We start from the raw sequence: 26,630 nt of genomic DNA, 5'->3' as shown, positions 1-26,630 counted from the left end.
GGCGTCGCCGCCAACACCACCGACGTCTGCCAGAACTACCCACCCAACGACATGTCGGTCTGGGACTGGCACTGACGGAACTCCCCTCGGGCTGGGCACCTCCGCCGACACGGCGGCGAGGCCCAGCCCGATTCCGTTAGCTCCATCACAATCAGTATCCCGGCGACACCCGACAGCGCAGCTGGTACGCGGCGAAAATGCTGCCTGACCACTGACTACGCGCCCGTAGGCGGAGTCCGAAGTTCACCGACGGCAGCTCAGGACCGCGGGCGCCGCATCACAGCTGTGTCACCGTTTTGCCACTCATTTAAATAGGCTAATATCTCGCTAAGTTTTTAGTTAGCCATTCGGCTAGACAGCGAGACGTATCGAGGTGAACATGGTGCACGGGTGCTCCCCCATCGACTGCCGTGCCGCCGGCTTGGCCACGGCGCCTCGCCGCCTCGACACCCAATTTGCCCACAACCGACGGACCGGTGCCATTTAACGATGACCAACGCGACGAAAACCTCTCGCCGGAAACTGTTTTCGATTTCTGGCCTGGCCAAGAAGTTCTGGATCCCCCTGATCATCGTGGTGGTGGTGGTGGTCGGCGGATTCACGGTGATGCGGGTGCGCACGTTCTTCGGCGCAGGCGACGGCTCCGGTATGGCCAGCGCGAAGGTCGATGACACCAAGCCCTTCGACCCCAAGGTCGTGGTCTATGAGATCTACGGCGTGCCCGGTGCGACCGCGGACGTGAACTACCTCGATCTCGACGCCCAGCCCCAGCGCATCGACGGGGTCACCCTGCCCTGGACGCTACGTCTGGAGTCCACCGCCCCGTCGGTGTTCCCCAACGTCGTCGCCCAGGGCACCGGCGACACGATCAGCTGCCGGATCACCGTCGATGACGAACTCAAGGACGAGAGAACCTCCAACGGCGTGAACGCCCAGACCTTCTGCTTGGTGAAATCTGCATGAGCACCCACGACGCCCCGACCGACTCGATCCCGGTCACCGGGCCGAGGCCGGCCCAGCACGGTGGGATCGCCAAGTGGATCCGGCGCCTGGCCGTCCCGATCATCATCGGCTGGATCGTCCTCATCGGCATCCTGAACACCGTCGTGCCCCAGCTCGAAGAGGTGGGCAAGATGCGGTCGGTGTCGATGAGCCCCGACCAGGCCTCATCGATGATTGCGATGAAGCGTGTCGGCGAGGTGTTCCAGGAGTTCAAGTCCAACAGCTCGGTCATGGTCGTGCTCGAGGGCGACGAGCCCTTGGACATCAAAGCGCACGATTTCTACGACGAGGTCGTCGCCAAGCTCGAGGCCGACAAGTTGCACGTCGAGCACGTCCAGGATTTCTGGGGCGACCCGCTGACCGCGTCGGGTGCCCAGAGCTCCGACGGCAAGGCCTCCTACGTGCAGGTCTACACCGCCGGTAATCAGGGCGAGGCACTGGCCAACGAATCGGTCGAGGCCGTCCAGAAGATCGTCGAGAGCGTCACTCCGCCGCCGGGCGTCAAGGCCTACGTGACCGGCCCGGCCGCACTGGCCGCCGACCAGCACATTGCCGGTGACCGCAGCGTGCAAGTCATCGAGGCACTGACCTTCACGGTCATTATCATCATGCTGCTGCTGGTCTACCGCTCCATCATCACGGTGATCCTCACGCTGGTCATGGTGGTGCTCTCACTCTCAGCGGCCCGCGGCGTCGTTGCCGCACTGGGCTACTACGACATCATCGGGCTCTCGACGTTCGCCACGAACCTGTTGGTGACACTGGCCATCGCGGCGTCGACCGACTATGCGATCTTCCTGATAGGGCGATATCAGGAAGCCCGAAGTGTCGGCGAAGACCGCGAGCAGTCGTACTACACGATGTTCCACGGCACCGCCCACGTGGTGCTTGGCTCAGGCCTGACCATCGCCGGCGCCACGCTGTGTCTGCACTTCACCAACCTTCCGTACTTCCAGTCACTGGGCTTCCCCTTGGCCATCGGCATGGTCACCGGCGTCCTCGCCGCGCTGACTCTGGGACCGGCCATCATCTCGGTGGCCAGCCGGTTCGGTAAGACGCTGGAACCCAAGCGGGCAATGCGCACCCGCGGCTGGCGCAAGATCGGTGCGGCCGTGGTGCGCTGGCCCGGCCCGATCCTGATCGCCACCATCGCGCTGTCGCTGATCGGCCTACTGACCCTGCCCGGGTACAAGACCAATTACAACGACCGCAAGTACCTGCCGGCGGATCTGCCGGCCAACACCGGGTACGCCGCCTCCGACCGCCACTTCTCGCAGGCCCGGATGAACCCCGAGTTGCTGCTCATCGAAAGCGACCACGATCTGCGCAACTCGGCGGATTTCCTGGTGATCGACCGAATCGCCAAGCGAATCTTCGGTGTGCCCGGCATTTCTCGGGTCCAGGCCATCACGCGCCCGCAGGGAACGCCGATCGAGCACACCTCGATCCCGTTCCAGATCAGCATGCAGGGCACCACCCAGATGATGAACATGAAATACATGCAGGACCGCATGAAGGACATGTTGAAGATGGCCGACGAGATGCAGACGACGGTCACCACCATGGAGCAGATGCTCACGCTGGTCAAGCAGATGTCCGACACCACGCACAGCATGGTCGGAAAGATGCACGCGATGGTCCTCGATGTGGCCGAAATGCGGGACCACATCGCCGATTTCGATGACTTCTTCCGGCCGATCCGCAACTACCTGTACTGGGAACCGCACTGCTTCGACATCCCGATGTGCTGGTCGATGCGCTCGATCTTCGACACGCTTGACGGCATCGACACCATGACCGACGACATCCAGAAGTTGATGCCGGACATGGACCGTCTCGATGAGCTCATGCCACAGATGCTCACGATCATGCCGCCGATGATCGCGACGATGAAGAATATGAAGAACATGATGCTGACCATGCAGGCCACCATGGGCGGGCTGCAGGATCAGATGGAAGCGATGATGAAGGACCAGACGGCCATGGGCCAGGCCTTCGATGCTTCCAAGAACGACGACTCGTTCTATCTGCCGCCGGAAACCTTCGACAATCCGGACTTCAAGCGCGGCATGAAGATGTTCCTGTCCCCCGACGGGCACGCGGTGCGGTTCATCATCAGCCACGAGGGCGATCCGATGAGCCCCGAAGGGATCTCCCACATCAATGCGATCAAGCAGGCGGCCAAGGAGTCCATCAAGGGCACTCCGCTGGAGGGCTCCAAGATCTACCTCGGCGGCACCGCGGCCACCTTCAAGGACATGCAGGAAGGCGCCAACTACGACCTGTTGATCGCCGGGATCGCGGCGCTGTGCCTGATTTTCATCATCATGCTGATCCTGACCCGAAGCGTCGTCGCCGCCGCGGTGATCGTCGGCACCGTGGTGCTGTCCCTCGGCGCATCATTCGGTCTGTCGGTGCTCATCTGGCAACACCTGATCGGACTGGAGCTGCACTGGATGGTGCTGGCCATGGCGGTCATCGTGCTGCTGGCCGTCGGCGCGGACTACAACCTGCTGCTGGTCTCCCGGTTCAAAGAGGAGATACACGCCGGGCTCAACACCGGCATCATCCGCGCCATGGGTGGCACCGGCTCGGTGGTCACCTCGGCGGGCCTGGTGTTCGCCTTCACCATGATGTCGATGGCGATCAGCGAGCTGGCCGTGATCGGTCAGGTCGGCACCACGATCGGCCTGGGCCTGCTCTTCGACACCCTGGTCATCCGCTCGTTCATGACCCCGTCGATCGCGGCCCTGATGGGCAAGTGGTTCTGGTGGCCACAGCGGGTGCGTCAGCGGCCCCTGCCGGCACCGTGGCCGACTCCCGTCCAGCGCGACCCGCAGGACTCGCTCGTCTAGGAGGCCTGCTCCAGTCCGGACTTCAGGCTGGACAGCTTGACCGGCCAACCGTGCGAGATCATCTCCCGCACGGTGCCGGCGGGGTCGAAACCGTCGTGGGTCACCGTGACCTTGACCCGGTCCCCAACCGGCTCGATGTCGAACGACACCCGCGACCGCGGCTCCGCCGCCGCCTTGGCGATGTCCTCCTGACTCAGGTCCGGGGCGATTTGTCCCAGTTCGGGTGTGAATGTGTGGAACGTGAAGGCCAACCGCTGATAGGGATCGGACTCGACGATCACCTGCTCGGGGTCGTCGATCCGTAGCCCGTCTTCGACCCAGGTGTAGGTCGATCCCTTCTGCCATTCCGATTCGATGGCGTGTCCCATGAAGCCGCGGGAGAACACCGGATTGGTGATCGCCTGCCACAGCCTTTCCGGGGTGGTGAGGATGTACGTGGTGTACACGAACTCGCCGGGCAGGGCAGGGCTCTCCAACACCGTCTTGAGGTCAGCAAGGGTCTGCACCCTCGTCGAGTCGTAGCGGTCGATCCAGCGCTCGGCGATGGCATTGATCGGCTCAGCATTGAGGTAGTGCAATTTTTCCCGACCCTGACGCAGCGTCGTGACGAGGTTGGCCGCCTCCAGCACCGCCAGATGCTTGCTGACCGACTGCCGGGCCATAGACAGGCCGCTACAGAGCTCTCGCAGGCTCTGGCCGTTGGTGTGGTTGAGGCGGTCCAGCAGCAGCCGCCGATTAGGGTCCGCCAGTGCTTTGAAGACCTCGTCCACCCTCGCCATCCCGTCATACGCAGCCGCTCGGCTGCCCCATGCGATTATGCAGCTAATCGGCTGCATGTCCAAGCCTCGCCGGCCCGGGCGGACGTATCAGAACCGTGCGTCAGCCCGCCGGATCGCAGGCGCCCAGCCACCGCCAGGAGGAGCCGACGTTGCCAAAATCGCACACCTGCGTCTAGTCAGCATTGGAGAACACCACACTGGGCCCCGTCGGCAGCGCCGACGGGGGCCCCACATCGCACGCGCGCCCGGTTGAGGTCCGAAATACCCTTGACGTCAAGGTAATTCGAGATTCCGACCGGCCGAACCAGTTGGGATGACAGACCACGGATCACCGGACAAGCCCAGTGTCACAGCACTATTGGCGATAGTTCGATATGGCGATAGGCCACCGGCGACACGCCCGTCGCCCGCAACGGAATTAGCCCCGCAGACAACCACACTCAATCCCACAGCAGGTGAAGCAGTCCATATACAACACCCGTTGTGAACGGAGTCACATATTTTGCCCGCTCAAAATCGGCTCTGCTAGCGTCCCGCCGCATGTTTGCTATCGCGACGCTTATGGCGCTTGTCCAGCAGGTTTCGGGCACGCCGTACATCTCGGGTGGAGACTCGCCGGCCGGCACAGACTGCTCTGGCCTGGCTTCCTGGGTCAGCAATATGGCGACCGGCCGTCCGGTCTACGGCGACCGGTTCAACACCGGTAACCAGGAGCGTGCACTCCTGGCCCGTGGCTTCAAGTACGGCACACAGCCCGGCGCCCTGGTGATCGGCTGGAACGGCGGCCACACCGCCGTGACCCTGCCGGACGGCACGCCGGTGTCCTCGGGCGAGGGCGGCCACGGCGTGAAGGTCGGTGGCGGCGGCGCCTACCAGCGCCAGTTCAACCACCACATGTACCTCCCCGTGGCGGCAGGCGAGCCACAGGAGGCGCCTGCGGACGCACCCATGGACCCCTTCGCGCCCCCGCCGCCCCCGCCGCCCCCGCCGATCGACCCCATGGCCGCCCCGGCACCCATGGACCCCTTCGCACCGCCGCCGCCCCCGCCGATCGACCCGATGGCCGCCCCGGCACCGATGGACCCGTTCGCGCCGCCCCCGCCGGCCGATGCAATGCCACCGGCGGCACCGATGGACGGTCCGGCACCGATCGTGCTGGATGTCCCGCCCCCACCGGCACCCCCGGCCCCCGACGAGCCGGCGCCGATCGCCATCTGACATCACACCGGTCGGTGGTGAGCGAACCGCAGACATTCGGCTAGCGTCTGGATGTGCTCGTGCTGCTTCCACCGTCGGAGACCAAACGCACCGGCGGGGACGGCCCGCCGGTGCGTTTGGACATTCTGAGCTCGCCAGAGCTCACCCCACTCCGCCAGTCACTGATCGACGAACTGATCGAGCTCGCCGCTGATCAGCCCGCGTGCCGCAGGGCTCTGGCTATCTCCGCCGGCCAAGACGCCGAGATCGAACGCAACGCGGCACTCCGACAGGCGCCCACGATGCCGGCCATCGAGCGATACACCGGGGTGCTCTACGACGCCCTCGACGTCGGATCGCTGCGCGGTGCGGCCGCCGACCGGGCTCGCACCCGGCTTGCCGTCGGATCCGCGCTGTTCGGTCTACTCCGTGCCGACGATCCGGTGCCCGCCTACCGGTTGTCCGCCTCGTCCAAACTGCCGGGACAGCCCGGCCTGGCCAAACGTTGGCGCCCGCTGCTGGAGCCCGTACTGGCCGACCTGTCAGCCCGCGAGTTGATCGTCGATCTGCGATCCGGGTCATACGCCGGTCTGGGCCGACTACCCGGTGCGGTGCGGGTCCAGGTCCTGGCCGAACGCGCTGACGGGCAACGCACCGTGGTCAGCCACTTCAACAAGGCCCACAAAGGCCACCTGGCCCGTGCACTGGTCAGCTCCCGAAGCGAACCCGACAACGCCGCCGGCGTCGCGGCCGTGGCCCGCCGCGCCGGGATGAATGTGGAGCGCGACGGCGACGAGCTCACCGTCGTGGTGCCGGCCTGACGGCTCGCCGTCTCAGGCTGTCTCGAACGGCTCGCCGCCTCAGGCTGCCTCGAACGGCTCGCCGTCCAAAGCCACCGAGGGCCGGCCGTCCGGACCCCTCGGCACATCCCCCACCAACGTCACGCGATACAACCGACGGTCGTACTCACCGGTGAGATCTGACGGTGCCAGATGCACTGTCGAGCGGTTGTCCCAGAACGCGATGCTGCCCGGCTCCCATTTGAACCGCACGGTGTACTCCGGACGAACCAGCTCGTCGTAGAACAAACCGAGAAGGCGGCGACTCTCGTGCGGCGACACATCCACGATATGGCTGGTGAATCCCGGGTTGACGTAGAGCGCACGCTCTCCGGTCTCCGGATGCACCCGCACCACCGGATGCTCGGTCAGCAGCGGACGGCGGTCCACCCGGCGCTGATAGTCCTCGGTCGCCGTCGCGCCGTCCGGTGGCGCGAAACGGTGCACCGCCCGCAGTCCGTCGGCGAGCCTCTGCAACGGCGCCGACAGCCCGGCGTACGCCGCGACGGTGTTCGCCCACTGGGTGTCACCGCCGTAGGGCGGGATCACCTCGGCCCGAAGTATCGACGCGGCAGGCGGATTCACCGCCGCGGTGACGTCGGCATGCCAGTTCGCCTTGTCGTAACCGCGGCTGGTGCCGTAACGGGACTTGAACCGGTCAGCGAAGATGGGATAGATCGTCGGGTAATCCGGGTCCGGGATGGAATCGAACAGCGGATGGGCGGGGGTCGGAGAGCCGAAAGCCCGAGCCAACCGAAGATGATCATCGTGGCCGATGAACTGATCGCGGAAGAACACCACTTTCCATTTGAGCAGCGCAGCACGGATTTCGGCGACGTGTTCATCGAGTAACGGTGCGGTGAGGTCGATTCCGTGGATCTCGGCGCCGATCCAGCCGGACTGTGGTCGGACACTCAGTGCGGATGCCAGTTGTGTCATCGATGTTCCTCTCGGTTCTATCTATTTGGGGCCGCTACGATTTCAGCGATTTCGGTGTGACACCGTCGAGTTCGTTCTGGGCTCTGACGATGTCGTTGTAACGCCCGTCGACATAGGGCTTGACGTCAATGCGGCCCTTGATCGTTCCGGTCTCGTGCAGGCCGTCGGCAACGGACTGGAACAGCGCCGTGGACTCCGCATCGATCGGGTAGTACGAGGCCACCCCGTCCTCGTCGTAGAGCTTCCTGCCCTGGTCGGAGGCAATGCCCTGAACCTTGACGTAGTACTCGTCGATCCACTGGTCGGCGTGGGTGTCCTTCCAGTTGTTGGCCGCGACCGACCTTCCGACATAGTCGCCGATCGCCGCCGCCTTGGCGGGATCGTCGAGCACGTCCCTTCGCACGATCAGTGTCTGGATGCCGGTGTTGATGCCCTTGCCGTCACCGAGGATCGGCGGCTCACCCAACTGGTAGTACTGATTGCCCAGCACGATGGCCGCATCGACGGCTCCGGCGGCGAACGTCGGGACCACCTCTGCCCCAGCCAGTTCCACCGGCTGAACGTCGGTACGCAGATCCAGGCCATGGCGCTTGAGCAGCCCGGCGGTCACCATGTGCCGGCCCGACCCAGGCGGGTAGGCCACCCGCCTACCACGGAGATCCTCGATCGTCCTGACTCCGCTGTCGGGTCGGGCCACCAGGTAATAGCCACCGCTGGTGCCCGGATTCGCCTGCAGCCCAACGGTCACCAGGTCCGTGACGCCGCTGTCCACCGCGATGGGTATCGGCGCTTCGCCGACGGATCCGATATCTGCTGCCCCCGAGCGCAGTGCCTCGATGACCGCGGCTCCACCGCTGAAATCGGCGAAATCCACCGTGTAGGGAGTTCCCTGGCCGGCGTTGGCCAGATTCCAGGGCAGCGACTGTGTCCCGTTCTGCTCGGCGACGACGAGCTTGGTGCCGGCCGGCACCTCGGTCTTGGCCGCGATCTTCACCGTGTCGATGGCGCCGCCGGACTCGTCGTCGGACAACCCGCACGCGCTCAGCAGCAACGGAACCAACAACACGAAGGACCGCAATCGAGCTCCACCAAAGGGCATCTGATCATTCCTTGTCTTCGGACACACCGAGTTCGGAAAGCAATTGCTTTCGCAGCGTGGTGAATTCGTGGGTGTCACGGGCTCGGGGTTTGGGCACCGTGACGTCGACGTCGAGAGAGATGACGCCGTCGGTCAGCACGATCACGCGGTCGGCGAGCAGGATCGCTTCATCGACGTCGTGGGTGACCAACAGGACCGCCGGAGTGTGCCTGCGGTACAGGTCCATCAGCAGGCCGTGCATTCTGATCCGCGTGAGCGCGTCGAGTGCACCGAACGGTTCGTCGAGCAGCAGCAGTTGCGGCTCACGCACCAAGGCCCGGGCGAGCGCGACCCGCTGAGCCTCTCCTCCGGACAACGTGCGCGGCCACGCCTTTGCCTTGTCGGCCAGATTGACCTCGCCCAGCGCCGCCAGCGCGCGCCGTTGTACCGCGCCGCCGGCGGGCAATCCGATCGTCACGTTCGCCAGCACCCGCTGCCAGGGCAGCAACCGGGAATCCTGGAACACGATCGCCCGCCGGCCGGGTACCCGGAGATATCCATCCACATCACTGTCGAGCGCGCCCAGTGCCCGCAGGAACGTGCTCTTGCCGGAACCGCTGCGGCCCAACAGCGCAACGAATTCGCCGGCCCGGATCTCCAGATCGAGTCCGTCGATGATGACGTTGTCCCCGAACCGCTTCCGGACGTCACGGGCGATCACTACCGACGGAGCACCGGCAGTGGATGCCGACGTGTCAGTCTCCGTCATAGGCCCGCCGCCAGGTGAGCAAACGGCCTTCGAGGAACCGGACCACCAGAATCGAGATGAGGCCGAGCATCGCGTACACCGCAATCAACACGAACACGATGTCGATCTGGAAGTACTCGCGGGCGTCGGTCATCATCCGGCCCAGACCTTTCTTGGCGTTGATCGTCTCGGCGAAGATCAACGACAACCAGGAGGCCGTCAGCGCCAGCCGCAGGCCGATCAGAAATCCCGGCAGCGATCCGGGAATGATGACCCGGTAGATCATTTCGCCGCGGCCCGCACCGAAGGATCTGGCGGCCTCGACGAGCGTCGCATCGACACTGCGGATCGCGCTGAAGGTGTTGATGTAGATCGCCACGGCGACCGCGAGCGTGATCAGCAGGATCTTCGGCACCTCGCTGATGCCGAACCACACGATCAGCAGTGGCACCAGTGCGAAGTTCGGAACCGCGCGCAGCACTTCCATGTTGGCGTCGACGAAGTTCTCGCCGATGCGGGACAGCCCGGAGATCAGTGCCAGCCCCAGTCCGAGCACGATGCCGAACGCCAGGCCGTATCCGACACGCAGCAGGCTGGCGGTCAGGTGTTCCTGAAAGGTTCCGTCGGCGATCAGCGTCCATGCCGTAGCGAGTATCCGGGCCGGCGGGGGCACGGTGCGCTCGTCGAAGATGCCGACGGTGGAGAGCAGCTGCCACAGGCCGACAAGTAGGACAGGGCCCAGCAGCCGCTGCACCGAACGCGGCACCATCGGCTTACGCTGTGCCCTCCGGACCGCCGCCCGCGGATCGACGAGCCCGATCGGAGTATCGGTATGCGCGGCGCCGGGCGGCCGCGACAACAGGATGGACATCTCAGGCGGCGCCGAAGTAGTCGCCCGAAATGGACTCCGATGCAACACCATCGGGGCCCACCGGAATCTCACCCACCAGGGTGATGCGATGCAGCTCCCGCTCACCCTCGACATGTTCGAAGTCCCGCGGGGCCAGGTGCAGCACGGCCCGGTTGTCCCAGAACGCCACACTGCCCGGCTCCCACCTGAACCGCACCGAGTACTCGGGCCGGGCGATCTCCTCGAACAACAGATCCAGTAGGTGCCTGCCCTCCCGCGGCGAGAGATTGACGATCTCGCGGGTGAAGGACGGGTTGACGTAGAGAACCTTCTCCCCCGTCTCCGGGTGAACCCGGACCACCGGGTGGATCGTCGCGAGCGGATTGCTGCGCACCAGATCACCGATCTTCTCGGTGCTGCGTTCAGCCGGCGTCGTCGAACCGAAGCGGTGCTCGGCACGCAGTTCGTCCACGAGTCCCTGCACCGACGGCGACAGACCGGCATACACGGCAGCCACATTGGTGAACTGGGTGTCGCCGCCGTAGCCGGGCACACGCTCCGCCCGCAGTATCGAATGCGACGGCGGGTTGATCAGCGGGGTGACATCGGCATGCCACCCGGGGCCGTTCGGACTTTGCCGCTTGCGATATTTCGTGCCGTACCTGTGGTCGTAAGCGGCCGGGGACACCGTGTGGATCTGCGGGAATCCGGCTGGGGCAGAGTCGCCCTCGTAAGGATGGCCGGGCGTGACCTCGCCGAACTGGGCGCCGAACGCAATCTGCGATGCGTGGTCGAGGTCCTGCCCGCGGAAGAACACCACCTTCCACCGGTGCAGGGCTTCGCGGATCGCCGCTACCTGTTCGTGGGCCAGCGGCGCCGACAAGTCGGCCCCGTCGATCAAGGCGCCGGTGAATCCCGACAGCGGACTGATAGTGAGTTCCGTAGAAGTCATGGCCACACTCCCCTCGAAAGCGGCTGCATATATCGGCCATTGGACGCTAACGGGGTTGGCCGCTGGGCTTACCCGTTTGAATCGACGTGACCTGAAGTGGTTTCGTCGAGCAGGTGACCGAAATTGCGTTGCCGGCCGCGGCCCGAGCCGACGATCCAAATCGCCCCTGCCTGCGGTGCACTGACACTTCGCCGGAGTGCGGGTGCGAATCGCACTGTTGCCGAGCTACTTTCAGCGCGGTATTGCCACCGCAACGCGACCGGCCCACACCGCCACCCGATTTCGGCGAATTCCCGGGTGTCACCCACAGCGGCCTGCCTCGTCGTGCAGAATATGAGCTCGCGTCAGCGCCCGTCGCCTGTGCCACGCCCATCACACCGCCGTTTCCCGGGAGCAAGCTTGGTCACCCACCCAGTTTCCACACCGCATCCGCCGCATCCGCCGTATCAGCCGGTTCGCCGTGGACGGCACCGGAAGGCGCCGCAGCGACAGTGGCTGCCTGTCGGGATCGGAGTGGCGGCCGCAGCCGTGGTCAGCTCCTTGCTCACCGCATTCGTCATCATGACCACGTTGGCTTCCAAGCTCTCGGCCAGGGATTCGGTGTACGCCGTCGGCGCCAGAACGTATGAGGTGATACCGAATCGGCCGCAGCAACCCGTATTCACCGAGAGCGCCACCGCTCCGCTGACCGCTGCGTTCGCCTCCGACGGGTCCGGCTTCGTCGACTCCCAAGCGCGCTGCCGCGATACCCAGACCGCGCGGGCCATCGGCCGCACCGAAGGTTCGCTTGTCGTGATCTGCCTGGACCGCACCGGCCGACTGGAATACCACGGCGTGCGGCTGACCGACCGGGCCGCTCTGGCGGCGTCGGCCGATGTCACGCCGGGCCGCAGGTTCGTCGCCCGCAACTACCAGGTGAACTACGCGGTCTCACCGACCGAGTTGCTCGTCACCTCGGGAAGTGCGGTCCTCAAACGCGAACCGATGGTCGAATACCGCGAAATCCTGTCGACGCCGGTAGTCGTGGCACCGCGGTAAGCGCGCTAAGCTGGCCGCTCATCGGCCATGCGGCGGGAGATCGATGTCCACATTCTGGCGGTATATCCGCATCCAGGCCATGGTGTTCGTATTCGGAATCGTCGGACCGATCTTCCTGATCATTTACTTTGCTGCACAACCAGATCCGACTTTCAAGTGGATGTACTTCGCGGGTCTGATCATCACTGCCGTCGACGTTCTCATCGCGCTCGAGGTGACCCGCAGCACCGCACGGCCGAACACCACCACCAGCGACCTCCCGGAGTGATGTGGCATGGACTCCTCGTCGGCATTCGAACTTGCACGCACCGATGCGATCGGGCAGGCAGCACTGGCCGCCGCCGGCGAGCTGACCGCTGTCGAGCTTCTCGACGCGGCAATCGCCCGGGTCGAGGCGACCCGCGGACTCAACGCGGTGATCACCGACCTGTTCGAGAGGGGCCGCGCACAAGCTGCCGCCCTCGACGAGTCCGGAGTGCTCCGCAACGAGCAGGCCGGCCCGCTGGCCGGGGTGCCATTCCTGCTCAAGGATCTCGGTGCAGCGCTCGCCGGTGCCCGCGAGGCCATGGGGTCGCGCGCGTTGCGCGACCATGTCGCAACCGAATCCGCATGGACGGTGGACCGCTACCTGGACGCGGGCCTGGTGGTGTTCGGCAAGACCAACACCCCGGAGTGGGGCAACCACTGCACCACCGAGCCGATGCTGTTCGGCCCCACGGTGAACCCCTGGTCCCCCCTCGTCACCCCGGGTGGATCCAGCGGCGGGTCGGCAGCGGCCGTGGCCGCCGGGGTGGTGCCCGCGGCCTCGGGCGGCGACGGCACCGGTTCCATCCGGGTGCCCGCCTCATGCTGCGGCGTCGTCGGCCTCAAACCGCGGCGCGGGCGGTCGTCCTTCGGCCCCGACGGTGGCCACGGACTCGAAGGCCTGGTGAACGGCCACGCCCTCACCCGCACAGTGCGCGATTGCGCGGCACTGCTCGACGTCATCACCGGTAGCGCCCCCGGCGACCCCTACACCGCCGCGGCCCCGGCGGTCCCTTTCCTCCAGTTGGCCGCTCAGACCCCACCGGCCCAACGCATCTTGATCGCCACCTCGTCACCCTTTCCCACCGACCGGATCGACCCGGAGGTGGTGGCGGCGGTCGAGGCGACGGGTCGTCTGCTCGAGAGCCTCGGGCATCGGCTCACTCCAGGGGCTCCGACCATCGATGCGGATGCGGTCGCGGATGCCATCGCGGTGCTGCACACCGTCAGCAACGCTGAACTACACGACCTGGCCGCCGACCACCTGGGACGGGCGCCGCGTGAGGACGAATTCGAGCCGAGCACCTGGGTGATGATGCGCGAGGGCTTCACCACGACGGGAGTGGCGTACGCGAACGCGATCTCGGCGATCCATGCCCAGACCCGTCGGTTCACCCGGGAAATGGCTGGTCACGACGTATTGCTGGTACCGACGCTGCTGACCGGTCCCCCGCCGTACGGGCTGCTGAACCAACCCCGGGGCACCACCCGGGCCTTCTTCGACGTCGAGTTCGCCACCACCGGATGGACCGCCCTGGCCAATGTGACCGGCTGGGCGGCGATCTCCCTGCCACTGGGCCAGACGCGGGACGGCTTGCCGATCGGTGTACAGCTGATGGCGCCCGACGAGTCGATCCTGCTCAGCCTGGCCGGTCAACTCGAGCTGGCGGCCCCGTGGGCCCCCCGCATCCCGCCCCGATGGGTGGCCGCCACCACCGTGACGTAGCCCGCATATCCTCTGAGGCGAACGGGTGCGTCACCGGCGTATTACACCGCCCGGCACCCCACAGCACGACAACAGCACGACCGTCTTCAAAGGAGTGGACAACCTCATGGTGAACCAGCAGCAGGCCGACAAGATGACCACGGGCAAGGGCTTCATCGCCGCGCTCGACCAGAGCGGTGGGTCGACCCCCAAGGCCCTGCGTCTCTACGGTGTCGAGGAGAGCGCCTACTCCTCCGAAGAGGAGATGTTCGACCTGATCCACCAGATGCGCTCACGCATCATCACCTCCCCGGTGTTCACCGGTGACCGGGTGCTGGCCGCAATCCTGTTCGAGCAGACCATGGATCGCTCCATCGACGGCAAGCCCACCGCCACCTACCTCTGGGAGGACAAAGGCGTGGTGCCGCTGCTCAAGATCGACAAGGGTCTGGCCGAGGTCTCCGACGGTGTGCAGGTGATGAAGGCGATGCCCGGCCTCGACGATCTGCTGGCCCGTGCGGCGAAGAACGGCATCTTCGGCACCAAGGAGCGCTCGGTGATCGGCGCGGCGAACGCCGACGGCATCGCCGCCGTGGTGGCCCAGCAGTTCGAGGTGGCCAAGCAGGTGCTCTCGCACGGCCTGATTCCGATCATCGAGCCCGAGGTCACCATCTCGATCTCCGACAAGGCCGAGGCCGAGGATCTGCTCCGCGACGAGATCACCAAGAACCTGGATGCACTGCCCGCCGACCAGTTGGTCATGCTCAAGCTGACCCTGCCGACTCATGCGAACCACTACCAGTCGCTGGTCGATCATCCGAAGGTGATGCGGGTGGTCGCGCTGTCCGGCGGGTACTCGCGCGATGAGGCCAACAAGATGCTTGCCGAGAACTCCGGCGTGATCGCGAGCTTCAGCCGGGCGCTCACCGAGGGGCTGTCGGCTCAGCAGAGCGATGACGAGTTCAATGCCACTTTGGACAAGTCCATCCAATCGATCTTTGAAGCCTCTGTCGCGTCCGGCGCAGAGTAATCGGACCCGGCGAGGCGCACACAGATGGTCATCCCGATCGATCGCCCCAAACTGGAGGGCAATGTCGCCGTCGACGACGGCCGCCAACTCGGATTCGCCGAGTTCGGCGACCCACAGGGCCGTGCGGTCTTCTGGCTGCACGGCACCCCGGGTGCCCGCAGGCAGATCCCGACCGAGGCCCGGATCTACGCCGAGCGGAACCACATCCGGCTGATCGGGGTGGACCGTCCCGGCATCGGCTCCTCCACGCCACACCAGTACGACCGCGTGCTGGATTTCGGTGACGATCTGCGCACCATCGCCGACACGCTCGGCATCGACAAGATGGCCGTCATCGGGTTGTCCGGCGGCGGTCCCTACACGCTGGCCACCGCGGCCGCCATGCCCGACCGGGTCATGGCGGCCGGGGTGCTCGGCGGTGTGGCGCCGATGGTCGGCCCCGACGCGATCAGCAGTCCGTTGATGCAACTCGGCGCGGCAGTCGCACCGATCCTGCAGGTGGCCGGCGCACCGATCCGGTTGGCCGCCTCGGGCCTGATCCGGCTCATCCGGCCCGTCGCCTCCCCCGCGCTGGAGATCTATGCGCGCATCTCCCCCGAAGGAGACCGGCGCATGCTCGCGCGGCCCGAGTTCAAGGCCATGTTCCTCGACGACCTGCTCAACGGCAGCCGTAAGCAACTGGCCGCCCCCTTCTACGACATCGTGGTGTTCGAGCGTGACTGGGGCTTCCGACTGGACGAGGTCAAGGTTCCGGTGCGCTGGTGGCACGGCGACCACGACCACATCGTTCCGTTCGCGCACGGCCAGCATGTGGTCTCCCGGTTGCCCGATGCGGTGATGACCGAGTTGCCCTACGAGAGCCACCTCGGTGGACTGGGCTGCGCCGAGGAAATCATGGGCACCATGATCTCGACGTGGGACCAGGCGAAAACCGACTGAGCTCGCCGAGGATTTGACCTCAACCATTGTTGAGGGTCGAGGCTGTTGTCATGACAAACTCGATGAACCAGATTCGGCCGGACCTGTGGGAAACACGCACCGACACACCGTTTCCCGGACTGACCACGCACGCCTACCTGTGGACGCCGGACGGGCCCAACGCACTGTTCTACTGCCCGGCCGGCGACGCCGACTTCGCCACGCTGGACTCGCTCGGCGGAGTCGGCGACCACTACCTGTCACACCAGGACGAGGCTGGACCGATGCTGGCCCGCGTCGCCGAGCGGTTCGGTTCCCGGTTGCACGCACCTGCCGCCGAACGCGAGACGATCGAGCGGCACAACCCGATCGACGTACCGCTCTCGCACCGACATGTCGATGACCGCGGAGTCGAGGTGATCCCCACCCCCGGTCATTCTCCGGGCAGCACGAGCTATCTGGTGGAGGGCGCCCAGGGCCGCTATCTGTTCACCGGGGACACCATGTTCGTCGCGGCCGACGGGCGATGGTCGACCTTCGTGATCCCGGGCGTCGGCGATGCCGCAGCGATGGCCGACAGCCTGAACGTGTTGGCGCGCCTGCAACCCGATGTCGTCATCTCCAGCGCCTTCGGGGCGCGTGCGGTCACCGTCCTCGATAAGGGCACCTGGCCGGCATGCGTCGACGAGGCGCGGCGCTCGGTACCGGTCGCCCACTGACGTTCGAGTAGCGCACTACTCTAGGCCCGGCTCCGGCCTGCCCCGATACTTCGAACAACTGGCGACGAGCCAGCTCGGTGCGGAGGTCGGCAATGGCAACGATCGGCGAACACGCAGTGGTGCTGGGCGCGAGCATGGGCGGGCTGCTGGCCGGCCGCGTCCTGGCCGACTTCTACGACACCGTCACGCTCGTGGAGCGCGACGTGCTGCCCGACGGCGCGGCCCAGCGACGGGGCGTCCCGCAGGGCAGGCACGGCCATGGCCTGCTCAGCGGTGGGCTGCAGGCGTTGGCCGAACTGTTTCCGGGGCTCCCCGAGGAACTGGCCGCCGACGGTGCGACGGTGCTCGACGGGCCGAACCTGTCACTCGTCTCGCTGACGTTCGGCGGTCACCGGCTCAATCTCAACCGGGAGCCGTCCAGACCGATCGCGACCTATCTGGCGAGCAGACCGTTCCTGGAAGGTCATGTGCGGGACCGGGTGCGCGCGATTGCCAACATCGACATCCTCGACGGGCATGACGCGGTCGAGTTGCTGATGACCGACGCCCGGCGCGTGACGGGCGTCCTGGTCGCTCCCCGGGGCGGCGGCACCGGACAGGCGATAGCCGCCGATCTGATCGTCGACGCCATGGGGCGGGCCGGCCGGTCCCCGGTGTTCCTGGAGAGCGCGGGATTCGGACGTCCGGCCGAAGACCGGGTCGAGGTGAAGGTGGCCTATTCCAGCCAACTGTTGAGCTTCGGCGACAACGTCCCACGCGATCGCCTCACCCTCGTGGGTACTGTTCCTGAAAGACCAAGTGGTGGATCATTGTTCGCCTACGAGAACAACACGTGGCTTCTCACCACCGCCGGGATGGCGGGCTGCGAACCACCGACCGATCTGGCCGGGATGATCGACTTCGTCGAGGATGTGTTCCCGGCCGAGACGGTCGCGGCCCTGCGCGAAGCCCAACCGCTGGGACCGGCGGCCACCTTCCGTTATCCCGCGAGCGTGCGCAGACGGTATGAACGCATGCCCCGTTTCCCCGATGGTCTCCTGGTCTTCGGTGACGCGATCTGCAGCTTCAATCCGGTGTACGGGCAAGGGATGTCGGTGGCCGCGCTAGAGGCGCTGGCGCTGCGCGACTGCCTGGACCGGGGCGCCAACGATCTGGGACGCAGGTTCCTGCGGGCCGCCGCCGACTGCGTCGACACGCCATGGCAGATGGCATGCGGTGCCGATCTGGCGCTGCCGCAGATCCCCGGCCACCGGCCGGTCTCGATGCGGTTGTCCAACTGGTATACCGAACGGGTGCTCGCGGCTGCCGAGGACGATCCGGTGGTGACCGAGGCGTTCTTCCGCGTGATGAACCTTGTCGACCCACCCAGCAGACTGGCACAGCCGTCCATCGTGGCGCGGGTGGCGCGCAGTACCCCGCGACGACGCCGAGAAGCCTCCCGGCCCCGGACCGTTCCCGCAGCAGCGGCCGTCCGCGAGGAAGTGGCGGGCTAGTCCACGGTTTCGGAGAGCGCCCGGCGCAGCAGATGCATGGCGACCGTGGTGGCCCGCTCCCGGATGTCGGATCGGTTGCCAGGGAGCCGGAGGGTTCGGGTGATCGCGGCCGATCCGGCCCGGACCGCGAAACATACGGTGCCGACGGGCTTTTCCGGAGTGCCGCCGTCCGGGCCGGCGATGCCGCTGATGGCCACCGCGGTATCGGCGCCGAAATGGTGCAGCGCGCCGTTGACCATGGACTCGACCACCGGTTCGGACACCGCACCGTACTCGGCGATCAGAACCGGATCCACGTTCAGCAGTTCGGCCTTCGCCTCGTTCGAATAGCTGACCACCCCACCGGCGAAGTAGTCCGAGCAGCCGGGGATGTCGGCCAACCGGGCGGCCAGCAGTCCGGCCGTGCAGGATTCTGCCGTGGCGATCCGCCGCCCCGCCAGCAGAGCGGCCACCTGCTCGTCCACGGTGGTGCCGTCCTCGGAGTACAGCGCGGCACCATGCCGGTCGCGCAGCAGGGTCAGCAGATCGTGGTAGGCACCGGCAGCGTCGGGCTCATACCGGGTGACGATCTCGAGTTCACCGCGGCGCAGGCACGTGGTGATCTCGAGTGCATCGAAGCCCGCGACGGCGCCCTCGGCCTCGCGCAGGGTCTCGGCCAGGCCGGATTCCGCCAGGCCGAACATCCGCACCATCTCCTGCCGGTACTTCGTCCGGCCCGCGATGGCCTGTTGCACGGCCTCGGTAGCGACGGCGGTGTGCCACATCGGCTGCAACTCCCGCGGCGGGCCGGGCAGCACCACCACCGTCGGACTGCCGCTCACCACCACGCCTGGCGCGGTGCCGACGGGCGCGAGGACGTCCGCGCCGACGGGCACCAGGGCCTGTTTGCGGTTGGCCGCGCGCACCGCGTCGAAATCCACACCCGGTCGGTCGCCGATCATCTTGCGCAGGATGGCGGCGATCCGCTCCTCCATCGCCTCGTCGAGCACGAGCTCGCGACCGCAGAATTCGGCGACCGTCGCCACGGTGAGATCGTCGGCGGTGGGTCCGAGCCCGCCGCTGGTCACGATCAGGTCCACGCCCTCGGCGGCGAGGAACCGCAACTGTGCCTGGATGTCCCGGGGACGGTCGCCGCAGATGGTGATGTGGGCGAGTTCGACTCCGAGCTCGAGGAGCTGGTCGGCCAGCCACGGACCGTTGCGGTCCTGAACCCTGCCCGTGAGTACTTCGGTTCCGGTAACGACTATGCCTGCGCGTGCGCTCACCAGATGAACACTACGCAGCAGGGTCTCGCCGCCACCTAGAAGCTGTAGCCCAGCTCGGCCGGAACGTCGCTCGCGAAGGCCGCACCGAGCTGCCGCACCACGGCTGAATCCTTGCTGCGCAACCGGTTTGCGGCGACGAAGGCCTCAGGTCGGTGGGTACCGAGGTAGAGACTCCCGAGCACGTCGAGCCCCAACTCGATGTCAGCCGGGGCCTCGGTGGGCGTACACCGGGCCTGGCCGTCCCGAATCTGCAGGGCAAATCGTCCGCCGTCATCGCGGAAGCCGTCGGTGACGTCGAGGACGGTGTCGAGGTCGGCCAGGTACCGGCGGGACTCAAGGGCGACCGGGATGTCCATGATCCGGATCCACATGTCGTCGCTGCTCGAGGTCACCCGGGCCAGCCGTGGATTCGTCAGCAGGTAGGGCAAGGCCTCGCCCGGGTGCGTCCAGATGCTCACCTTCTCCATGAGGTCCATCCCCAGCAGTGCCCGCCACAGGGCGATGTAGGCATCGGTGGTCACCGCGGTGACCTCGCGTACGCGGATCGACCGGGATTCGTCACCGTGTACGCGGTACATCGCATAACCGTCCGGGTGCAGGAACGCGAACAGTTCCGATCCGCCGTCTCGAGTGTTCTCCCGGTCGGCGAGCAGGTCGTCCCACAAGGGCGTCGGGCACACCAGCCCGCCCGGCGTCTGCTGTCGCCAGCGGTCGTAGATCGCGGCGAACGTGTCGCGGTGCTCGGCGGGTGTGACCAGCCGGACTCCGCCGGGGTCGGGGACGGACGCCTGGAACTCGGCGAACCTGCGGTCGATGGTCAGCAGGTGCACAGTGGTGGCCGGGCCGTAGCCGAATCGGCCATAGATGCCGCCTTCACTGGCGGTGAGCGCGGCGATCGGATATCCCGCTTCGGCGATCCGGCGATGCAACTCCGTGTACATCGAGCGCAGGATGCCGCGGCGTCGATGAGTGGGCGCGACGGCCACATAGCTCAGACCCGCCGCGGGTAGGACCGCGCCACCGGGCACTGTGAGAGTGAGATCTAGATAGATCGATTGGCCGACGATATTTCCGTCGCCGGTGCCGTCAAACATCACCACGCCACCGTCAGCGGGCACCATCTGCCGCCACGCCGACATCGAATCGGGGTGGTTGACCTCGCCGAAGGCGGTGTTGCCCAGCAGCGCCATTCCCGCCCAGTCGAGGTCGGTGACGCTGTGCAGCGTGAGGGTTGTTGCCGGAGAAGCGACGTTGTCGATCACAGAAACCGACAGTGCCACACCGTCACCGGCCAGGGCGACCGATTTTCCGGCCGCGCCGGCGGGCCGGTGGGGTGAGTCAGCGCTTGAGCCAGTTGTTCAGCGTCGCCAGTTCACGGGTGTAGGTGGTCATGATGTCGTCCTGGTACAGCGTCGCCCCGCTGATCTTGGTCGGGCCCTGCCACACCACCCTGATCCGGTTCGCCCCGCGCTGGTAGTCATCCACCCGGTCGAGGTCGCGGTGCCGCCATCCACCGCTCTCGGCCAGCCGGCCGACCTCATGGCGCTCATCGGTTGTGGTCATCTGCCGATCCTATCGCCGTACCCGCTGGTCGATCGGCACCACCGTCGGTGCGCTGTTGTAGCCGCCGACGCGAACCCAGTTCGCGGCATGCTCCGATCCGGCCACGGTGCCGGTCACCTCGACCGTCTCCCCCGGATACACCGTGACGTAGTTGTCGGAGTACTCGATCGGCAGGATCTCGTCACCGTCACGGGTGGTGGTGATCTCGGCACGTTCGAAGAAGGCGATGTGACCGCCCGGATTGTGTAGACGGATCTTCACGCTGGCGCCGCCGTCGGGCGATTCGGTGCGGTGCGCGGTCACCTCCAGCGGTGCCGGCGCCATGGTGTTGAGCGGCGTCATGTCGGCCCAGCTGGCCTGCATCAGGTCGAAGGCCTGGTCGTTCACCGGGGGGCCGACATCATCCCGTTTCTGCGACTGCCAATAGGTGTTGTCCGCGACGACGGCGCCGGACTCGTCGAGCAGTTCGCAACGGACGAACACCACCGGCGAGTCGAGGGCCAGCCGGGGCAGCGTCAAGCCCGGCGCCACTCCGTTCGACGGCACGGCCGGCACATCGGCACCGCGGTCGTCGCGTATCCGGCCGGTCAGGTCGTAGGTACGCACCCGCACCCGAAGACCTGTCCGCTCCAGTGGTGACTGGTTGACCACCTTGACGCCGGCCGTGTCGTGATCACCGGTCGCATATGAGTCGAAGACCACCGACAGTGGACGCAGCCCCTTCTTGGCTCCGAAGTACGCACCGCCGGGACGCAGGTAGTAGTCGAAGAGATGGCCGAAGAACGACGGCCAGTGATTATTGAGCATCCAGTAGATCGTCATCTTGTGGTTGTCCCACCCGCCGGCCGCGAAGGCCTCGAACTGTGCGCGGGTCGACTCGTAGTGGGCAAGCTGCGCCTTGCGGGCGAATTCCTCTGCGCCGCGCGATGATCCGTAGCGCTGGACCACCGCCGTACGGATGCTCTCCAGGGCGGCGTTGCTGGGGTTTGCCCCAGCGTGGAAATACCAGGCCTCGTTGATCGGCCACAGCTTGTCCTTCGGGATGAACTTCTGCAGGCTGGCGAACGGCGGGATGTGTTCGTTGTCGCCCTGTTCGGCATTGGAGCCGCGGGTGGCCTGATAGCGGCCGTCGAACCAGTAGCTCGGTGGGCGCCAGGTGTACGGGCCCGCCATGTGGATGCCATCCCAGTCGGGCTCGCCGTTGGCATCGCGGGCCAACGACGACACCGTGTCGACGACGGTGTTGGGCCAGTGCAGCTCACCCAGGATGCGGTGGTAGCCGTCGAGCACCGGCGCCGGGGGCTTGCCGTCGCTGCCGTTGGCCCACAGGAACGCCGATGCGTGCCCGCGCAGGGAGAGGATCTGTGAGCGCATGCTCTCGTCGGCCACCCGCCGGTCCTCGTCGTCCCACTGCCACCACTTCTCCCACTGGTTGCAGCACATCCACCCGTACATCAGTGGAATGCCCAGTTCATCGGCCCGCTCGATGATGTTGTCGCCCGGGAACTTTCCCTCCAGGCGCAGCATGTTCAGCCCGAGGTCCCGGACGTATCCGAGGATGGCGTCCTCACGCTTCGGGTCGTAGGAGAACAGCAGATCTGGCGTGTACGCCGCACCCCGGACCAGGAAGTCGCGCCCGTTGACGGTCAGGTAGAAGCTGCCGCCGCGCCCCAGATCGGGAAACTCCTCGTCGTTGTCCCGGTGCTGCGCCACGGTCCGGATGCCGAATCGCGAATCCACGGTGTCGTCTGCCCGGCCATACCGCACAAACTCCAGCCGCAGGTCGTACAGGTCCGGCTTGCCCATGGTGTATGGCCACCACAGGTCCGGGTCGCTCACCCGCAGCGCTGCGAAAGTGTCCGGATCGAACCGGATTTCACGCTTCTCCCCCGGCGCCAGGCTGACCGCTTGATCCACCGAGATCGTCGGCTTTCCGGGTCGGCTGATCCGGGCCCGCACCACGCCGCGCATCGGAACGTCGGCGGTGTTTCGGATGTCGGAGTAGACCGTGAGCCGGGCGTGAGCGGTGTCAGGCAACGGCAGCTCCGAGGTGACCAGCGGGTCGCTGAGCACGACCTGGCCCGAATAGCTCAGGTAGACGGGCTTGAAGATGCCCGCATTGCGGTCGGCCACATAGGAATTGCCGCGCAGCGGGTTCTTGTCCGGGCCCTGGTAGCCGATGCGGTTCCAGTTGAGCCAGTCCCACCAGCTGTCAGCCAGCTCGACCCCGTCGATGTCCTGCAGCGCCTGCTCGGGTGTCACCTTCACGGCGAGCGTGTTGGCGCCGCCGGGGTTGATCCACGGCGTGGCGTCGATCTCGTGGACCGTATGCATGCCGACCACCAGTGAATTGCCCGCGATCAGCTTGCCGTTGAGCCAGACCTCGGCGCGGTAGTTGATGCCGGGAAACTCCAACCGGTAGCTCGAGCTTCCCTGCGGTGCGCTGAACGTCGTGCGGTACCACCAGTCCTGGCGGTACAGGTCATCCGGCACATCGGCCAGGTTGTCGCCGACATACAGGTCCGGGTAGGTGCCGTCGTCCTGCAGTGCCGCCAGGACGGTGGACGGCATGTGCTTGACGGAGTGCCAGTCGGCGTTCACCTCGCCCGGCGTGGACAACGCCGCACCGTCGGCCGTCACGGTCCGCGCCGAGGCCAGCTGCCAGCCCTGCGCGAGCTCCACCCGTCCCGACGGCGGCTCCGGCCTGGCGAACGGCGGGAAATCAGCCGCACACAGTGACAGCACCAGCAGCGCGACGACAACGAGACCCGCCAGACTCAAGCCGGCGCGGCGATTCCGGGCGGAAATGGGCAGCTCCTCAAGGACCGGTCCGGCACCGTGTCGGTGAGTCGATGCCGTGACCGGTCATTCTGCCGTGGTGAATGCCGCCCCGTGCGGCCGGTGCACCCTCAGAGCTTGTGCGGGACGTCGTTGACGAGGCCACCGTCCATGACGAACTCGGCACCGGTGGCGTAGCGGGATTCATCGCTAGCCAGGAAAACCACGAAGCTGGAGACCTCATCGGGCTGTCCGGGCCGGCCCAGCGGAATGGTGAGCATGTCCTCGGGGAAATGCTCGGTCATCGGGGTCCGGATGAATCCTGGGTGGATCGAGTTGACCCGGATCTGCTTGGGTCCGAGCTCGAGCGCCGCGGACTTGGTCAGGCCGCGCACCGCCCATTTGGAGGCGACGTACGGGTGCACCATGGCCGCACCGCGCAGTCCCTCGATGGACGAGACGTTGATGATCGAACCGCCTCCGGCGGCTTTCATCGCCTTCACACACGCCTGCATGCCCAGGAAGGTGCCGGTCAGGTTGACGTCGATTACCTTCTGCCACTGGGCCATATCGAACTTGCCGATCTGGCCGATCGCGACGATGCCGGCGTTGTTCACCAGCACGTCGAGCGACCCGAACTCCGAGGTGGCGGTCTGCACCGCGGCGTCCCACTGGTCGGCGTCGGTGACGTCGAGGTGGACGTAGCGCACCGCGTCGCCGAGCTCGGCGGCCAGCTTCTTGCCCTCGTCGTCGAGGATGTCCCCGATCACCACCTTGGCGCCTTCGGCGATCAGCGCCCGGGCGTGCTCCGCGCCCATACCCCGCGCGCCGCCGCTGATGAGTGCCACTTTTCCGTCTACCCGTCCCATGACGGGTGAGGCTACCGCCTGCGGCGCGAAATTAGAACCTGTTCCAATTTGGGCACCGGATCGGCATACTGCGACTAGACCGCACACCTTGAGGAGACCTGTATGGCCATTCGCGTGGCGATCGTCGGCACCGGAAACTGCGGCCGGTTGGCCCTGATCCAGCTCATCGACGACCCCCGGTTCGAACTCGTCGCGGTGGGCACCTCGACCGAGGCGAAGGTCGGCCTGGACGCCGGCGAACTGGCCGGACTGGGCGGCGTCACCGGGGTCACCGCCACGCTGGGCATCGATGCCTCGATCGCCGCCAAACCGGACTGCCTGGTGTACTGCGCGATGGGTGACACCCGCCCCGTGGAAGCGACCCGCGATGTGATGGCCGCACTGGCCGCCGGGATCAATGTGGTCGGCTCGGCCCCGGGCGGCCTGCAATTCCCCTGGGGCGCCATGCCGGAGAAGGCCATCGCACGGGTCGAGGAAGCTGCTCACGCGGGTAATTCAAGTGTGTTCATCACCGGGGTCGACCCCGGGTTCGCCACCGACCTGGTGCCGTTCGCGATCGCCGGTACATGTCAGCGCATCGATCAGATCAAGACCATGGAGATCGCCGACTACGCCACCTATGACGGCACCGAGGTGATGTCGATCGTCATGGGATTCGGCAATCCGATCGACCAGCCCGGAATGTTGTTTCTCCCCGGAATCCTGAGCGCCGCTTGGGGAACCGCGATCCGGATGCTCGCCGCCGGACTGGGCGTCGAAGTCGAAGACATCACCGAGCACTACGAGTTGGAGCCCGCGCCCGAGGACATCGAGGTCGCGACCGGCGTCATCGCCAAGGGCACAGTGGCGGCGATGCGCTTCCAGATCAACGGCATGGTCGGCGGTAAGCCGGTGATCGTCGTCGAACACGTCACCCGGGTGCGTGCGGACCTGCGACCGGACTGGGCGCAACCGGCCCAGCCCGGCGGCTCCTACCGCGTCGAGATCACCGGCGAGCCGTCGTATGTCGTGGACATCTGCCCGACCAGCGATCGAGGTGACCACAACCACGCCGCGATCGTGGCGGCGGCCGGGCGCATCGTCAACGCCATCCCGGATGTGGTGGCCGCGCAGCCCGGTATCCGTACCACCCTGGATCTGCCGCTGGTCACCGGCAAGGGTCTGCACAAGCTGAGCTAGGCACCGGGTCGCAGCCGACGATCGCCCCGACGCCGGCTGCCGGGACGCGGCACGGTGAGCACCGGCCAATCCTGGTCGGTGGCCACCGCGGCCAGGCCCGGTCGCGGGTTCACCGGCCGGGGCCGGCCCACCAACCGCATCAGCGCGCCGTCTTCGTCGCCGTCGGCATAGAAATAGCTGTGGGCCAGGTCGACCTGCCTGGCATGGCAGAAATCTTGCACCGCAGCGGCTTTGCGCGGTCCCCAGATGATGGGCTGGACGATGCCCCCGGTCAGCCGCCCCTGGCCGTCGGTCAGGAAGTGATTGCACAGCACGTGGCTGATCCCGAGGTGGCGGGCAACCGGCTCGGCGTGGATGGTCAGGGCCGAGGAACTCATCACGACGGTATGGCCGCGGTCCTGGTGACGACGCACCACGTCCCGCATGTGCGGGTAGACCCGCTGGTTGATGCGACTCTCGAACAGGTACTCACCCAGCTCGTCGAGCTCGAGCAGAGATTCGCCCCGGAGGTATCCGGCCGCCCGAACCAGCAGCCGCTCGAATGGCATCCGGCCGATCCGATACCTCACCGAGGCTTCGACGATTCCGAGGATCTCGCCGGCAGCGGCCTGCCGCCGGCGGATGCGGTGACCGGCGTGCGCCGTGGCGGTGAATCCGTCCACCAATGTGCCGTCCAGATCGAAGAAGGCCCCCACCTGCGCGCCACCGGGACCGTCCCCGATCTCATCGAGCGACTCGGGTGGCGACAACGTGCGGCCCATGGGGCTAGTACATCAAGCCGCCACGACAATCGGCCAGTCGAGACTGGAT

Annotated in this window: 25 protein-coding genes; 13 read left to right on the top strand and 12 right to left on the bottom strand. The window is 66.4% G+C overall.

Features of this window, described 5'->3' with window-relative positions; all coding sequences use genetic code 11:
• The 3 genes from ACZY08_RS28210 to ACZY08_RS28200 all read left to right on the top strand — a co-directional run.
• Nucleotides 1-75: DUF5078 domain-containing protein (locus ACZY08_RS28210; RefSeq protein WP_131811697.1), on the top strand; the 75-nt coding region annotated here is incomplete at its 5' end.
• 414 nt (nt 76-489) lie between these two features.
• Complete coding sequence (locus ACZY08_RS28205; protein WP_463747901.1) at nt 490-963, top strand: MmpS family transport accessory protein; 474 nt, start codon at nt 490-492, stop codon at nt 961-963.
• The gene (locus tag ACZY08_RS28200) at nt 960-3,857 is read left to right on the top strand and encodes an MMPL/RND family transporter (RefSeq protein ID WP_463747900.1); all 2,898 of its coding nucleotides are present in this window, start codon (nt 960-962) and stop codon (nt 3,855-3,857) included. Before ACZY08_RS28205 ends, ACZY08_RS28200 begins: the two co-directional genes overlap by 4 nt.
• Here ACZY08_RS28200 and ACZY08_RS28195 read toward each other — a convergent pair.
• Complete coding sequence (locus tag ACZY08_RS28195) at nt 3,854-4,627, bottom strand: ArsR/SmtB family transcription factor (protein ID WP_463747899.1); 774 nt, start codon at nt 4,625-4,627, stop codon at nt 3,854-3,856. The genes ACZY08_RS28200 and ACZY08_RS28195 overlap by 4 nt on opposite strands.
• 549 nt (nt 4,628-5,176) lie before the next feature.
• Here ACZY08_RS28195 and ACZY08_RS28190 point away from each other — a divergent pair.
• Nucleotides 5,177-5,854 (top strand): C40 family peptidase, encoded by a 678-nt coding sequence (locus ACZY08_RS28190; protein WP_463747898.1) that lies wholly within the window; start codon nt 5,177-5,179, stop codon nt 5,852-5,854.
• A gap of 53 nt (nt 5,855-5,907) precedes the next feature.
• Nucleotides 5,908-6,654: a peroxide stress protein YaaA gene (gene yaaA / locus ACZY08_RS28185; RefSeq protein ID WP_463747897.1), complete on the top strand. Its 747-nt coding sequence runs from the start codon at nt 5,908-5,910 to the stop codon at nt 6,652-6,654.
• Nucleotides 6,655-6,693: 39 nt separating this feature from the next.
• Here yaaA and ACZY08_RS28180 read toward each other — a convergent pair whose 3' ends face one another.
• Genes ACZY08_RS28180 through ACZY08_RS28160 form a run of 5 tightly spaced genes read right to left on the bottom strand, consistent with a single transcriptional unit; the run spans nt 6,694 to nt 11,239 of the window.
• Entirely contained in the window at nt 6,694-7,611 is a 918-nt protein-coding gene (locus tag ACZY08_RS28180; protein WP_463747896.1) for a TauD/TfdA dioxygenase family protein, read from the bottom strand.
• 34 nt (nt 7,612-7,645) lie between these two features.
• Nucleotides 7,646-8,710 (bottom strand): PhnD/SsuA/transferrin family substrate-binding protein, encoded by a 1,065-nt coding sequence (locus ACZY08_RS28175; RefSeq protein WP_463747895.1) that lies wholly within the window; start codon nt 8,708-8,710, stop codon nt 7,646-7,648.
• A 4-nt stretch (nt 8,711-8,714) separates the two neighbouring features.
• A complete protein-coding gene (locus ACZY08_RS28170) occupies nt 8,715-9,458 on the bottom strand; it encodes an ABC transporter ATP-binding protein (protein WP_463747894.1) in 744 nt (247 codons plus the stop codon).
• Entirely contained in the window at nt 9,445-10,308 is an 864-nt protein-coding gene (locus ACZY08_RS28165) for an ABC transporter permease (protein ID WP_463747893.1), read from the bottom strand. Before ACZY08_RS28165 ends, ACZY08_RS28170 begins: the two co-directional genes overlap by 14 nt.
• A gap of 1 nt (nt 10,309) precedes the next feature.
• Nucleotides 10,310-11,239 (bottom strand): TauD/TfdA dioxygenase family protein, encoded by a 930-nt coding sequence (locus ACZY08_RS28160; RefSeq protein WP_463747892.1) that lies wholly within the window; start codon nt 11,237-11,239, stop codon nt 10,310-10,312.
• 399 nt (nt 11,240-11,638) lie between these two features.
• Here ACZY08_RS28160 and ACZY08_RS28155 point away from each other — a divergent pair, with 399 nt between their 5' ends.
• The 7 genes from ACZY08_RS28155 (at nt 11,639) to ACZY08_RS28125 (ending at nt 18,166) form a co-directional block, all read left to right on the top strand.
• On the top strand, nt 11,639-12,277 hold the full coding sequence (locus tag ACZY08_RS28155) for a hypothetical protein (RefSeq protein WP_463747891.1): 639 nt from the start codon (nt 11,639-11,641) through the stop codon (nt 12,275-12,277).
• 43 nt (nt 12,278-12,320) lie between these two features.
• Entirely contained in the window at nt 12,321-12,545 is a 225-nt protein-coding gene (locus tag ACZY08_RS28150; RefSeq protein ID WP_463747890.1) for a hypothetical protein, read from the top strand.
• 6 nt (nt 12,546-12,551) lie between these two features.
• Nucleotides 12,552-14,027 (top strand): amidase, encoded by a 1,476-nt coding sequence (locus ACZY08_RS28145; RefSeq protein WP_463747889.1) that lies wholly within the window; start codon nt 12,552-12,554, stop codon nt 14,025-14,027.
• 106 nt (nt 14,028-14,133) lie between these two features.
• Nucleotides 14,134-15,036 (top strand): fructose bisphosphate aldolase, encoded by a 903-nt coding sequence (locus ACZY08_RS28140; protein WP_463747888.1) that lies wholly within the window; start codon nt 14,134-14,136, stop codon nt 15,034-15,036.
• 24 nt (nt 15,037-15,060) lie between these two features.
• Nucleotides 15,061-15,975, top strand: a complete 915-nt coding sequence (locus tag ACZY08_RS28135; protein ID WP_463747887.1) for an alpha/beta fold hydrolase — start codon at nt 15,061-15,063, stop codon at nt 15,973-15,975.
• 50 nt (nt 15,976-16,025) lie between these two features.
• Nucleotides 16,026-16,673: an MBL fold metallo-hydrolase gene (locus ACZY08_RS28130; protein WP_463747886.1), complete on the top strand. Its 648-nt coding sequence runs from the start codon at nt 16,026-16,028 to the stop codon at nt 16,671-16,673.
• Between the two features lie 92 nt (nt 16,674-16,765).
• On the top strand, nt 16,766-18,166 hold the full coding sequence (locus ACZY08_RS28125) for an FAD-dependent oxidoreductase (protein WP_463747885.1): 1,401 nt from the start codon (nt 16,766-16,768) through the stop codon (nt 18,164-18,166).
• Here ACZY08_RS28125 and ACZY08_RS28120 read toward each other — a convergent pair.
• The 5 genes from ACZY08_RS28120 to ACZY08_RS28100 all read right to left on the bottom strand — a co-directional run bounded on the left by ACZY08_RS28120 (nt 18,163) and on the right by ACZY08_RS28100 (nt 24,641).
• On the bottom strand, nt 18,163-19,431 hold the full coding sequence (locus tag ACZY08_RS28120; protein ID WP_463747884.1) for a competence/damage-inducible protein A: 1,269 nt from the start codon (nt 19,429-19,431) through the stop codon (nt 18,163-18,165). The two genes, ACZY08_RS28125 and ACZY08_RS28120, sit on opposite strands and share 4 nt — an antisense overlap.
• 35 nt (nt 19,432-19,466) lie before the next feature.
• Nucleotides 19,467-20,693 (bottom strand): enhanced intracellular survival protein Eis, encoded by a 1,227-nt coding sequence (locus tag ACZY08_RS28115; protein WP_463747883.1) that lies wholly within the window; start codon nt 20,691-20,693, stop codon nt 19,467-19,469.
• A gap of 76 nt (nt 20,694-20,769) precedes the next feature.
• A complete protein-coding gene (locus tag ACZY08_RS28110; RefSeq protein ID WP_463747882.1) occupies nt 20,770-20,994 on the bottom strand; it encodes a hypothetical protein in 225 nt (74 codons plus the stop codon).
• 9 nt (nt 20,995-21,003) lie between these two features.
• Complete coding sequence (locus tag ACZY08_RS28105; RefSeq protein ID WP_463747915.1) at nt 21,004-23,730, bottom strand: glycoside hydrolase family 2 protein; 2,727 nt, start codon at nt 23,728-23,730, stop codon at nt 21,004-21,006.
• 173 nt (nt 23,731-23,903) lie between these two features.
• On the bottom strand, nt 23,904-24,641 hold the full coding sequence (locus tag ACZY08_RS28100) for a glucose 1-dehydrogenase (RefSeq protein ID WP_463747881.1): 738 nt from the start codon (nt 24,639-24,641) through the stop codon (nt 23,904-23,906).
• A gap of 102 nt (nt 24,642-24,743) precedes the next feature.
• Here ACZY08_RS28100 and ACZY08_RS28095 point away from each other — a divergent pair, with 102 nt between their 5' ends.
• A complete protein-coding gene (locus ACZY08_RS28095) occupies nt 24,744-25,820 on the top strand; it encodes an NAD(P)H-dependent amine dehydrogenase family protein (protein WP_463747880.1) in 1,077 nt (358 codons plus the stop codon).
• Here ACZY08_RS28095 and ACZY08_RS28090 read toward each other — a convergent pair.
• Nucleotides 25,817-26,581 carry an HAD family hydrolase gene (locus tag ACZY08_RS28090; RefSeq protein WP_463747879.1) on the bottom strand — a complete coding sequence of 255 codons (765 nt, stop codon included), beginning with the start codon at nt 26,579-26,581 and terminating at the stop codon, nt 25,817-25,819. The two genes, ACZY08_RS28095 and ACZY08_RS28090, sit on opposite strands and share 4 nt — an antisense overlap.
• Between the last annotated feature and the right edge of the window lie 49 nt (nt 26,582-26,630).

This window comes from Mycobacterium sp. IDUB_9 (genome assembly GCF_055419505.1).
Note: the sequence above shows the minus strand (reverse complement) of the source record. Positions and strands in the feature narration are given on the sequence as shown.